Origin of the sequence: Streptomyces sp. NPDC050610 (genome assembly GCF_040654875.1) — a bacterium.
GTDB lineage: Bacteria > Actinomycetota > Actinomycetes > Streptomycetales > Streptomycetaceae > Streptomyces.
The window spans coordinates 34,669-46,187 of record NZ_JBFAIV010000010.1 but is presented as its reverse complement, the minus strand read 5'-3'; the positions used below and the strand labels follow the sequence as shown (position 1 = coordinate 46,187).

The following is an 11,519-nucleotide window of genomic DNA, read 5'->3' as shown; positions in this document are numbered from 1 at the left end:
CGGAGCGGGCCGGGGCCAGAGTGTGGGTTGGGCACGAGTTGTGTGCTGGGGGCCGAGGGAGGGCGGGGCGCGGGTAGAGCAGGCGGCGGCGGCCGAGTGAGGGGTCGGGCACGGGCTGAGCAGGTCGGCAGGCGGGCGCGGGGGTGGGCGCGGGCTGGGTAGGCCGGGGCCCGAGTGAGGATTGGGCGTGGGTTGAGTAGGGGAGGGAGGGAGGCGTCGGCGCAGAAGCCGGGAAGGGGGATCAATCCGCGCGGAACGGCCCATAGCCGGAAGGCTGTTCCCCCTGTCACACCGTCACCAGCGCGCCGCATCTCCGTTCGTTTCCCAACCAGCCCCGAATCGTTGGTCGAATCAGTGGCCTGGACCACGCGGACTCCATAACATCGATCAACGCCAGCTCGATGCGACCGCCCGTCATCCGACCGCCACCCCCTCCAGGAGGGGCTTCGTACGGCCCTCGTTATCAACGATCTTCACCGGGAGGCTCCATGCACCGCCGCAGGACCGCGCTCTCCGTCTCCGCCGCCGCACTGTTGGTCGCGGCCCCCATGCTCACCGCGTGCGGCTCCGCCCCGCATCCCGGCGCGGCAGCCGTCGTGGGCAAGGACCGGATCAGCGTGTCCCAGCTTCAGGCCCAGGTGAAGGACGTTCGGGACGCGCAGCGCGGTTCGCCGCAGGCCGAGCAGCTCGTCGCGGCCAGCCCGCGGCTGGGCCAGGACACCCTCGTCCGCCTCATCCAGTACCGGATCGTGGACAAGGCCGCCGACGACAACGGTGTCGGCGTCACCCGGCGCGAGGTGCAGCGGCAGCGCGCCGCGCTGGAGAACGCCAATGGCGGTGCGGAGGCGGTACGGGCCAGGTTCCTGTCGTTGGGAGTCGCGCCCGACCAGATCGACCAGGCCATCAAGATGGACTACACCCGCGCCAAGCTGGACCAGCGGCTCGGGGCCGCCCGTACCAACCAGGTGCTGATGACGACGTCCAAGTCCATCGGCGTCGACGTCAACCCGCGCTACGGCAGCTGGGACGCCAAGCGCGGCACCGCCCAGGCCGCCAGTGAGCCGTGGCTGCGCGCGGCCACACCGGCGCCCGAGCAGCGGATGTGAGCGGTCGCTTACGCTCGACGGCGTGAACGCTTCCGCGCCAGACAGTTCCAGCCGCCAGGACAGCGCGCCCCCGCACCGCGCCCCTGACCCGCACCGCACCGCCGCCCCGCAGGGCGGCGCCGGGCCCGCGGACGGTGCGGCCGACCCCGGCCGTATCGTCCTGCTGACCACCAGCCACCGGGTCGCCCCCGGTCTGCTGTCGTGGCCCGCCTGGCAGGTGCTGCGCGCCGCCGACCGGGTGCTGTGCGCCGACCCCGGTCACCCGCAGCTGCCGTATCTGGGGGAGGCCGGCGTCGAGGCCGAGGGGGCGGTGGCGGACGCCCGCGAGCTCGTCGGCTACTGCCTGGACGGTGGGCGCACCGCCGTGGTCATCACCTCCGCCGAGGGCGAGTCGGCGCTCACCGCCGGACTCGCCCGGCTCGCGGGTTCCGGGCGGGAGCGGATGCCCGCGCTGGAGCTGCTGCCCGGTTCGTACGACCTGCCGGGCGCGCGCCTGCTCGACCTGGTGCAGGTCATGGACCGGATCCGCCGGGAATGCCCGTGGAGCGGCGTCCGTACGCACGAGGACCTCGCGAAGTACGCGGTGGAGGAGACCTACGAACTGCTCGAAGCCATCGAGGAAGGAGACAAGGAGGCGGTACGCGAGGAACTGGGCGATGTGCTGCTCCAGGTCGTCTTCCACGCGCGCATCGCGCAGGACGACCCGGACGAGCCGTTCGCCATCGACGATGTCGCGGGCACCATCGTCGACAAGCTCATCCACCGGCACCCGCACGTCTTCGGCGCGGAGAGCGCGGAGAGCGCCGAAGACGTGAAGGCGCACTGGCTGCGGACCAAGGCGATCGAGAAGCAGCGCGACTCGGTCACCGAGGGCGTACCGCTCGGCCAGCCCGCCCTCGCGCTCGCCGCCAAGCTCGCCTCCCGGGCCCAGGGGGCCGGGCTCGACGTCGCGGTGCCGGCCGGGCCCGGCGTCGGGTACGAACTGCTGGCGCTCGCCGTACGGGCCGTGGAGGAAGGGACGGAGCCGGAGACGGCGTTGCGTGCGGCCGCCCGTACCTACCGCGATGCGATCCGCGCCGCGGAGTCCGTCCCTGCCCCCGCCCCCGCTGCCGACGCCAGCGACGCCCCCGACCCCACCACCGCCACGGACTGAACCTGCCCCCGATCGGCCGGACGACCGCCCGGCCGACCGGCCGACCGGGCGCGTGGGCACTGCCCCCCACCACCACGCCCCGCGCCCCGACCGGCCCCCGCCACGGTCCGTACGGGCTCAGCCGGGTCCGTCGGTGCGGCTTCAGGCCTACGTCCGTACACCCGTTCGGCCTAGGGGGCGACATGTCTGGGCGATCGGGGGGTACCCCAGTGCCATGCACTCAGAGATCTTCTATCTCGCCGCCGACAACGGGCTGCGCGGCGGGATCGCTCCGTTGGCCGTCGGGATCGTGGTTGTGGCTCTGCTGATCGGGGCCGTCGCCTACGGGCGCAAGCGGCGCGAGCGGGAGCCCGCTCCGCCGCAGGAGCCGCAGGAGCGTGCCGGTTCGTGGCAGACGCCGGACGAGCAGAGCGGGCCCATGCCCGCTGATCACGGTCCGGGGCATGACGGGGAGCGGGACTCGCTCGGTTACGTCAAGGAGGGGCGTGCCACCGACGAGCTGGCTCCGGACGGGCACCGCTATCTGCCGCACGAGCTGACGGACCCGGACAGCCACAGCGATCCGGAGCAGGAGCCGCGCAAGTGGAACGAAGGGGGGAGCGGCGGCTTCGGCAGCGGGGGCGGCGGGCATACGTAGAGGCCGAGAACGCCCCTCGCCCACGGGGGCGGGGGCTCCTATAGCGTCGTGGGGTGCACGACAAGAACGCCGACGCCCCCGTCCCCGCCCTCTTCAGCTGGGAATTCGCCGCCGACCCCTACCCCGCGTACGCCTGGCTGCGCGAGCACGCGCCCGTACGCCGTACCGAGCTGCCCAGCGGGGTCGAGGCCTGGCTGGTGACGCGTTACGCGGATGCCCGGCAGGCGCTCGCCGACGGGCGGCTGTCGAAGAACCCCGTGCACCACTCCGAGGCCGCGCACGGCAAGGGCAAGATCGGCATTCCGGGCGAGCGCAGCGCCAACCTGATGACGCATCTGCTGAACATCGACCCGCCGGACCACACGCGGCTGCGGCGCCTGGTCTCGAAGGCGTTCACACCGCGCCGGGTCGCGGAGTTCGCGCCGCGAGTGCAGGCGCTGACGGACGGCCTCATCGACGGCTTCGCCGCGCGGGGCAGCGCCGACCTCATCCACGAGTTCGCCTTTCCGCTCCCCATCTACGCGATCTGCGATCTGCTGGGCGTGCCCCGCGAGGATCAGGACGACTTCCGCGACTGGGCGGGCATGATGATCCGGCACGGCGGCGGGCCGCGCGGCGGAGTGGCCCGTTCCGTCAAGAAGATGCGTACGTATCTGGCGGAGCTGATCCACCGTAAGCGTTCGGACCTCGGCGATGATCTGATCTCGGGTCTGATCCGGGCCTCCGACCACGGCGAGCACCTCAGCGAGAACGAGGCGGCCGCGATGGCGTTCATCCTGCTCTTCGCGGGGTTCGAGACCACCGTGAACCTCATCGGCAACGGCACGTACGCGCTGCTGCGCAACCCCGGCCAGCGCGAGCGGTTGCAGCGGGCCCTGGACGCGGGCGACGAGAGCCTGCTCGCCACCGGCATCGAGGAACTGCTGCGCTACGACGGACCGGTGGAGCTGGCGACCTGGCGGTTCGCCACCGAGCCGATCACCCTGGGCGGGCAGCGGATCGGCACGGGCGATCCCGTACTCGTCGTGCTGGCGGCGGCGGATCGCGATCCGGAGCGGTTCGCCGAACCGGACACCCTCGATCTCTCGCGCGGTGACAATCAGCACCTCGGATACGGGCACGGCGTCCACTACTGCATCGGCGCGCCGCTCGCCCGGCTGGAGGGCCGGGCCGCCCTCGCGACGCTGCTGCGGCGCCTGCCCGACCTGCGTCTCGCGGCGGAACCGGAGGAGTTGCGGTGGCGCGGCGGCCTCATCATGCGCGGACTGCGCACGCTGCCCGTGGAGTTCACGCCCCGCCAGAAGTGACGAAGCGTCAAGCGACGTGACCTCCGCGTGACCTCGGCTACATCGGCTTGTGACTGACTGAGCGCGTCGCTATCTTCAACCGACAACTCAGCAACCGGCAACTCGGCAACCGACATCTCAGCAACCGACAACTCGGCAACCGAGGAACCGACAACTCAGCCGTCACACGAGAGGCAACCGCATGCGCACCGGGAACGGTCGACACCGCCGCCCCCGTCAGGTCCCGGCCATCGTCGTAGCGGCGGGGGTGACGGGCGCCGGAATCGCCATGCCGCTGCTCGCGGCCACCGGTGCGAACGCCGCGGACGCAGCGACCTGGGACCGCGTCGCTCAATGCGAGAGCGGCGGAACGTGGAGCGCCGACGCCGGGAACGACTTCTACGGCGGGCTCCAGATTTCGCAGTCGACGTGGGATCTGTACGGGGGGAGGGCGTACGCGCCGAGACCCGACCTGGCCAGCCGGGCCCAGCAGATAGCCGTGGCCCAGAAGATCCTGGAGGGCCAGGGCACCAAGCCCTGGTCGGGATGCGCGGTCAGTTCCGGGCTCAACCGCGGCAGTGCGGCCCCGGGCGTCGACCCGGGCAGCACCCAGACGCCGTCCTCGGAGCCCTCCGCCCAGTCGCCCTCGCCCTCCCACAGCTCCGACCCGTCCCAGAAACCCTCAGGCGAGGACAAGGGCGAGGGCAAGGACAAGAGCGAGAGCAAGGACAAGGGCAAGGGCCGTACGGAGCCGGGGAAGGCCGACTCCGGAAAGGGCGGTTCGAGCGCGACGCCGAGCGGGAAGGGCGACGGCGAGAAGGGCTCCGGCGCGACCGGCGCGGACGGCTCCAGCCCGTCCGGGACCCCCGAGCCCGGCGGCAAGCCCTCTCAGACGCCTTCCACGACCCCTTCCGAGCCCACTGAGCCCTCCACCGACCCCACGACCTCCACGACGGGGTCGCCGACGTCCGGCGAGGGCCGGCACCGCGGCGGCACGGATGAAGGGGAGAAGGGGGGCGAAGGGAGCAAGGGGGACGACGGCACGGGCTCCTCCGCGCAGGACGACGCCGGACGGAGCGGCGGCGGCCGGCACGCGTCGCGCGGCGGGGAATCGCGCGGTGGGGAATCGCGCGCCGGGAATTCGTCTCGTACGCCCCAACAGGCCCCTCACGACTACACGGTGCGGTCGGGGGACAGCCTCTCGGTGATCGCGGAGGAGCATTCCGTCGCCGGCGGCTGGACCAGCCTCTACGAGCGCAACCACGGCACCGTAGGAAGCGACCCCGATCTCATTTTCCCTGGTCAGAAACTTGATCTCGGAACGTGAGAGCGACGGTACGGGCGGTATGTCCGTTCCGAGGGAAAGTGAGACATGGGTCTCGTTGACAGCCCCGGGTTCCTCCCCTGCCCGATCTCTCCCTACCGTCTCTCACCTGCGGAAATGTGCTGTTTCTGTGGGTAAGTAGAGGCAACTGCCGTCAGGAGGGGGGGTTTGAACCCTCCTGGGCAGTGTGTTTAACGTCGTCACCGCTCGCCACCGTGAGCACCACGATCGCCACGCCGAATCCTGCCGGCGGTCGCTGGATTCGTCGCGAAAGCGCCGTAGGCAGGAGCGGGGGAACCAGGTAGGCCGCCGGAACGGCCCGTCGACACCGACGGGGACCGGGACGGCTAGGGGTGAAGCCCCGTGTGCTCCGGCACACGAGGCCGGGCAGCTCACAGCCCGAACCCGACAGCTCACCTCGTAGGCGTCGGTGAGGAAACCAACATGCTTATCTCCAAGGGCAAGCACCGCCGTCCGTCCAAGGCCGTCCGTGTCGCCACGCTCGCCGGCGTCGCCGGTGCCGCTGTCGCCGTCCCGCTGATGGGCGCCACCTCGGCCTCCGCCGCCTCCGTCTCCACCTGGGACAAGGTCGCGCAGTGCGAGTCCGGTGGTAACTGGTCGATCAACACCGGCAACGGCTACTACGGCGGCCTGCAGTTCAACCAGTCCAGCTGGGCCGCCGCGGGCGGCACCCAGTACGCCCCGCGTGCCGACCAGGCCACCAAGGGCCAGCAGATCGCCACCGCCGAGAAGCTGCTCGCCATGCAGGGCCCGGGCGCCTGGTCCTGCGCCGGCGCCGGCAACCTGTCCTCCGGTGGCCCCGCCGCCGGCGTCGACACCGGTTCCAGCAGCCGCAGCACGCAGCACGCGGACCGCAGCGAGCGCCAGGCCGCGCCGAAGCAGCAGGCCCCGAAGCACTACGCGCCGAAGCAGCAGGCCCCCAAGCAGGCCGCCCCCAAGCAGGCCGCGCCGAAGCCCGTCGCGCCGAAGTCCATCCAGAAGGGCGACGGCGAGTACAAGGTCAAGTCCGGCGACACCCTCGGCAAGATCGCCAAGGAGCACAGCGTCAAGGGCGGCTGGGAGAAGCTGTACAACCTGAACAAGGGCATCGTCTCCAACGCCAACCTGATCTACCCGGGTCAGCAGCTCCACCTGAGCTGATCCGCTCCTCCGGGACGGCTTCATCACCGTCCCTGTCTCTCCGCTCATGAGAGACCGCCCCGCTGCGGCGCGCCATTCCCCCCGATCGCGCCGTAGCGGGGCACTCGCATGTCCGGGGGTGTCGTGTCGGCTGCCCCTCCGGCGGTGTCCAGTTCCGGCCCCCATTCCCCGTTCGGCGAACAACACCGCCATTCGTCCTCTGATCTGGCCCTTTGGCCCATTTTTCGGCCCGGAGCCCGGGCTGCGCGCGGGCGGATGCCCCCGGCCCGTTAGGCTCGGGGTGCAGAAACCAGTCACCCCATGAAGGAGACACTCGTGCCGTCCATCGACGTCGTCGTAGCTCGCGAGATCCTCGACTCGCGAGGCAACCCCACGGTCGAGGTCGAGGTCGGCCTCGACGACGGCTCCACGGGCCGTGCCGCCGTTCCGTCCGGCGCCTCCACCGGTGCCTTCGAGGCGCTGGAGCTGCGCGACGGCGACCGCAACCGCTACCAGGGCAAGGGCGTCGAGAAGGCCGTCCTCGCCGTCATCGAGCAGATCGGCCCGGAGCTCGTCGGCTACGACGCCACCGAGCAGCGCCTGATCGACCAGGCGATGTTCGACCTGGACGCCACGGCGGACAAGTCCTCGCTCGGCGCCAACGCCATCCTCGGCGTCTCCCTCGCCGTCGCGCACGCCGCCTCCGAGGCGTCCGACCTGCCGCTCTTCCGCTACCTCGGCGGCCCCAACGCGCACCTCCTGCCGGTGCCGATGATGAACATCCTCAACGGCGGCTCGCACGCCGACTCCAACGTGGACATCCAGGAGTTCATGATCGCGCCGATCGGCGCGGAGTCCTTCTCCGAGGCGCTGCGCTGGGGCGCGGAGGTCTACCACACGCTCAAGGGCGTGCTGAAGGAGCGCGGGCTGTCCACCGGCCTCGGCGACGAGGGCGGCTTCGCCCCGAACCTGGGCTCGAACCGCGAGGCGCTCGACCTCATCGTCGAGGCCATCAAGCAGGCCGGTTACGCGCCCGGCCAGGACATCGCGCTCGCGCTCGACGTCGCCGCCTCCGAGTTCTACAAGGACGGCGTCTACGCCTTCGAGGGCCAGGACCGCTCCGCCGCGCAGATGACGGAGTACTACGAGGAGCTCGTCGCCGCGTACCCGCTGGTCTCCATCGAGGACCCGCTGTACGAGGACGACTGGGCGGGCTGGAAGGTCCTCACCGACAAGCTGGGCGAGAAGGTCCAGATCGTCGGCGACGACCTGTTCGTCACCAACCCGGAGCGCCTCGGCCGCGGCATCGAGGAGGGCGCCGCCAACGCCCTGCTGGTCAAGGTCAACCAGATCGGCTCGCTGACCGAGACCCTCGACGCCGTCGAGCTAGCCCAGCGCAACGGCTTCAAGTGCATGATGTCCCACCGCTCCGGCGAGACCGAGGACGTCACCATCGCCGACCTGGCCGTCGCCACCAACTGCGGCCAGATCAAGACCGGCGCCCCGGCCCGCTCCGAGCGCGTCGCCAAGTACAACCAGCTGCTGCGCATCGAGGAGATCCTCGACGACGCCGCGGTCTACGCGGGCCGTTCCGCGTTCCCGCGCTTCAAGGGCTGACCCCACGGCCCGCGAGCACGCGGAACACGGCCGTACGCGGCTGAGCGCGTAAGCGAAGCGTCCCCGGCACCGGTCCCGTACCGTTGCCGGGGACGTGTACGTAGGTGGGTCGCACGGGCGACGAGACAGGGGAGGCGGCTGTGCCGGCGGATCGGTTCTCCACGGCGACCAGGCTCAAGGCGCTCGGCGAGCAGGCCGCCGCCCGCGTGTACCGGACCCGGCCCGTGCGCCGCAACCGCCTCACCGGCCGGGCGGCGCTGCTCGCGCTCGTCGTCTGCTCGCTGGTCGTCGCCCTCGCCTACCCGATGCGGCAGTTCATCACCCAGCGCTCGGACATCGGCGATCAGCTGCGGCAGTCGCGGGAGGCGCGCGAGCAGGTCAAGCGGCTCCGCGAGGAGAAGGCGCGGCTGAAGGACCCGGCCTACATCGAGCAGCAGGCGCGCGAGCACCTGCACTACACGCGACCGGGGGAGACCGGCTACAGCGTGGTGGACGGCGGCGGCGACGCCAAGCGGCCGAAGGACCAGGGCGGCGCCGGCCGCTCCTGGTCCGACAACCTCTGGGACGGGGTGGACAAGGCGGACGGACACGGGAAGGGCTGACGGGGCCCTCCCGGCCGGGGGCGGGCGCCCGGATGCGGCTGCACGGACCTTGGCTGCATGGCTGTACGGCTGCATGGCTGTACGGCTGTACGGGCCGCTCGGCCCGGTCCCGGTCCCGATCACCCCGGCCCGTACGATCCGGCCCGTACGATCCGCCCCGACGACCCGGCCCGCGCGACACCGGCCCGTACGCCTGCCGCACCGGCCCGTACGACTGCGACTGTGGCCCGTACGGCCCCGGCGCGTACGATCCGGCCCACCGACCGAGAAGACACGAGAAGACCGAGTACGAGCGAGCCCATGGACACCCCTCCTCCGAAGACCGAGCCCACGACCCCGACGGACGCGGACATCGCCGCGTTCAAGGAGCAGCTGGGCCGCCCCCCGCGCGGTCTGCGCTCCATCGCGCACCGCTGCCCCTGCGGCAACCCCGACGTGGTCGAGACCGCACCGCGCCTGGAGGACGGCACGCCGTTCCCGACGCTCTACTACCTCACCTGCCCCCGCGCGGCCTCCGCGATCGGGACGCTGGAGGCGGACGGCGTGATGAAGACGATGACGGCACGGCTGGGCACCGACCCGGAGCTGGCCGCCGCGTACCGCGCCGCGCACGAGGACTACATCACCCGCCGCGACGCCATCGAGGTGCTCGAAGGGTTCCCGAGCGCGGGCGGCATGCCGGACCGCGTGAAGTGCCTGCACGTGCTCGTCGGCCATTCGCTGGCCGCCGGGCCGGGCGTCAACCCGCTCGGCGACGAGGCCATCGCGATGCTGCCGGAGTGGTGGCGCAAGGGCCCGTGCGTCGCGCCGTGCCAGGCGGCGGACGCCCAGGAGCAGGACGTACAGGCCGAAGGAGACGCCGAATGAAGCGCGTCGCCGCCGTCGACTGCGGTACGAACTCCATCCGGCTGCTGGTCGCGGACGTCGACCCGGCCACCGGCGGGCTGGTCGACCTCGACCGCCGGATGACGATCGTCCGCCTCGGCCAGGGCGTGGACCGTACGGGCAGGCTCGCGCCCGAGGCGCTGGAGCGGACGTTCGCCGCGTGCCGCGAGTACGCGGCGGTCATCGAGGAGCACGGCGCGGAGCGGGTCCGCTTCGTGGCCACCTCCGCCTCGCGGGACGCCGAGAACCGGGACGAGTTCGTCCAGGGCGTCCTGGACATCCTGGGCGTCGAGCCCGAGGTGATCTCCGGCGACCAGGAAGCCGAGTTCTCCTTCACCGGGGCGACGAAGGAGCTGGCCGGGGACGGCGGCGAGTACCTGGTCGTCGACATCGGCGGCGGCTCGACGGAGTTCGTGGTCGGCGGCGAGCGGGTGCGTGCCGCCCGTTCCGTGGACATCGGCTGCGTACGGATGTCCGAGCGGCACGTGCGCCACGACCCGCCGAGCGCCGACGAGATCAGCGCGATACGGGCCGACGTGGACGCCGCGCTCGACCTCGCGGAGGAGAGCGTTCCGCTGCGCGAGCCGCGCACCCTCGTGGGCCTCGCCGGGTCCGTGACGACGATCGCCGCCATCGAACTCGGCCTGGAGCGCTACGACTCCGCCGCGATCCACCGCTCCCGGATCTCCTACGAGCGGGTCAAGGAGGTCACCGGCGCCCTGCTGGCGGCCACCCACGACGAGCGGGCCGCGATCCCCTCGATGCACCCCGGCCGGGTGGACGTCATCGGGGCCGGAGCGCTCGTACTCCAGTCGGTCATGGAGCGGACCGGCGCCGCCGAGGTCGTCGTCAGCGAGCACGACATCCTGGACGGCATCGCCTTCGCGCTGGCCGCACTCGACGACGAGTAGGCCTCGGACCGAGAGGCCTCGGATCGAGTAGGCCTCAGATGTCGCGGCAGACGTCGCGCCGGTCGCCGGCCTTGACGACGAGGATGACGAGTTCGCCGTCTTCGACCTGGTAGGCGACCCGGTAATCGCCGACGCGGAGCAGGTAGAGGCCCGAGGGGCCGGTGAGTTTTTTGACGCCCGCGTCCTCGCGGTAAGGGTCGTCGCCGAGCGCGGTCAGCGCGGCCAGGATGCGCATGGCGGCGGGCCGGTCGATGGCTCGGAGCTGTCGCTGGGCCGCCGCGGTGAACCGGAACGCGTACTTCACGCCGCGTCGCCGGTGCGCTCGTCGAACAGGTCCGCCAGGAGCTCGGCCATGCTCACGGTCGGGCCGCCCTGGGCCAGGACCGCTTCGGCCTCGCGCGCCAGCAGCACGTCGGCCGCTTCCTCCAGCGCGTTGAAGTCCGCGATCGGCACCACGGCCGCGACGGGCTCCCCGTTGCGGGTGATCACCGTAGGCGTGCCCTCCTCGGCCCGGTTGATGTGGTCCGCCAGATGCGCGCGGGCTTCCCGTACGGTCACAGTGTTCTCAGCCATGAGGGCAGTGTACGCAGAGGCGTGTACACGTACCGAGGCGGTGGGCGACGCCCCGGGCCGGGGAGGTGCTCGACGGCATCGCCCGCGCTTCGGCCGAGCGGGTGACGGGGCTGTTCCTGTGCACCCCGGGACGGGCCTCTCGCCCGCCCCACGGGCCCCGTGAATCGCCGTCGCGAGAAAGTTCGTGAACTTCTTCACAAGGAAAAAGGGTCTGTCGGCCGAGGTTCTGGGTTCTATGACCTGGTTCCGCGGGTCGGGGGCCCCTGTTGTGCGTGTTACGGGCGG

At 71.7% G+C, this 11,519-nt stretch carries 12 protein-coding genes and 1 riboswitch; of the genes, 10 read left to right on the top strand and 2 right to left on the bottom strand.

What is annotated here, in order from left to right; translation table 11 throughout:
• Positions 1-488: 488 nt before the first annotated feature.
• The 10 genes from AB0I22_RS15010 to AB0I22_RS14965 all read left to right on the top strand — a co-directional run bounded on the left by AB0I22_RS15010 (position 489) and on the right by AB0I22_RS14965 (position 10,661).
• Positions 489-1,106, top strand: a complete 618-nt coding sequence (locus AB0I22_RS15010; protein WP_363131176.1) for a SurA N-terminal domain-containing protein — start codon at positions 489-491, stop codon at positions 1,104-1,106.
• Positions 1,107-1,128: 22 nt separating this feature from the next.
• Complete coding sequence (locus AB0I22_RS15005) at positions 1,129-2,259, top strand: nucleoside triphosphate pyrophosphohydrolase (protein WP_363131175.1); 1,131 nt, start codon at positions 1,129-1,131, stop codon at positions 2,257-2,259.
• A 214-nt stretch (positions 2,260-2,473) separates the two neighbouring features.
• Positions 2,474-2,896 carry a DUF6479 family protein gene (locus AB0I22_RS15000; protein ID WP_363131174.1) on the top strand — a complete coding sequence of 141 codons (423 nt, stop codon included), beginning with the start codon at positions 2,474-2,476 and terminating at the stop codon, positions 2,894-2,896.
• 53 nt (positions 2,897-2,949) lie between these two features.
• Complete coding sequence (locus tag AB0I22_RS14995) at positions 2,950-4,203, top strand: cytochrome P450 (RefSeq protein WP_363131173.1); 1,254 nt, start codon at positions 2,950-2,952, stop codon at positions 4,201-4,203.
• A 181-nt stretch (positions 4,204-4,384) separates the two neighbouring features.
• Complete coding sequence (locus AB0I22_RS14990) at positions 4,385-5,509, top strand: transglycosylase family protein (RefSeq protein WP_363131172.1); 1,125 nt, start codon at positions 4,385-4,387, stop codon at positions 5,507-5,509.
• Positions 5,510-5,803: 294 nt separating this feature from the next.
• A riboswitch (cyclic di-AMP (ydaO/yuaA leader) is annotated at positions 5,804-5,948 on the top strand.
• 2 nt (positions 5,949-5,950) lie between these two features.
• Positions 5,951-6,667 (top strand): transglycosylase family protein, encoded by a 717-nt coding sequence (locus AB0I22_RS14985; protein ID WP_363131171.1) that lies wholly within the window; start codon positions 5,951-5,953, stop codon positions 6,665-6,667.
• Positions 6,668-6,982: 315 nt separating this feature from the next.
• Entirely contained in the window at positions 6,983-8,263 is a 1,281-nt protein-coding gene (gene eno / locus AB0I22_RS14980; protein WP_363131316.1) for a phosphopyruvate hydratase, read from the top strand.
• A 140-nt stretch (positions 8,264-8,403) separates the two neighbouring features.
• The gene (locus AB0I22_RS14975; RefSeq protein WP_363131170.1) at positions 8,404-8,865 is read left to right on the top strand and encodes a septum formation initiator family protein; all 462 of its coding nucleotides are present in this window, start codon (positions 8,404-8,406) and stop codon (positions 8,863-8,865) included.
• A 300-nt stretch (positions 8,866-9,165) separates the two neighbouring features.
• A complete protein-coding gene (locus AB0I22_RS14970; protein WP_363131169.1) occupies positions 9,166-9,732 on the top strand; it encodes a DUF501 domain-containing protein in 567 nt (188 codons plus the stop codon).
• Complete coding sequence (locus AB0I22_RS14965) at positions 9,729-10,661, top strand: Ppx/GppA phosphatase family protein (protein ID WP_363131168.1); 933 nt, start codon at positions 9,729-9,731, stop codon at positions 10,659-10,661. The genes AB0I22_RS14970 and AB0I22_RS14965 overlap by 4 nt, the downstream gene beginning before the upstream one ends.
• A 34-nt stretch (positions 10,662-10,695) precedes the next feature.
• Here the strand turns inward: AB0I22_RS14965 and AB0I22_RS14960 are convergent, their stop codons facing one another.
• Positions 10,696-10,965, bottom strand: coding sequence for a type II toxin-antitoxin system RelE/ParE family toxin (locus AB0I22_RS14960; protein ID WP_363131167.1), 270 nt, complete (start codon positions 10,963-10,965; stop codon positions 10,696-10,698).
• A complete protein-coding gene (locus AB0I22_RS14955) occupies positions 10,962-11,234 on the bottom strand; it encodes a type II toxin-antitoxin system Phd/YefM family antitoxin (protein WP_363131166.1) in 273 nt (90 codons plus the stop codon). The genes AB0I22_RS14960 and AB0I22_RS14955 overlap by 4 nt, the downstream gene beginning before the upstream one ends.
• Positions 11,235-11,519: the final 285 nt, after the last annotated feature.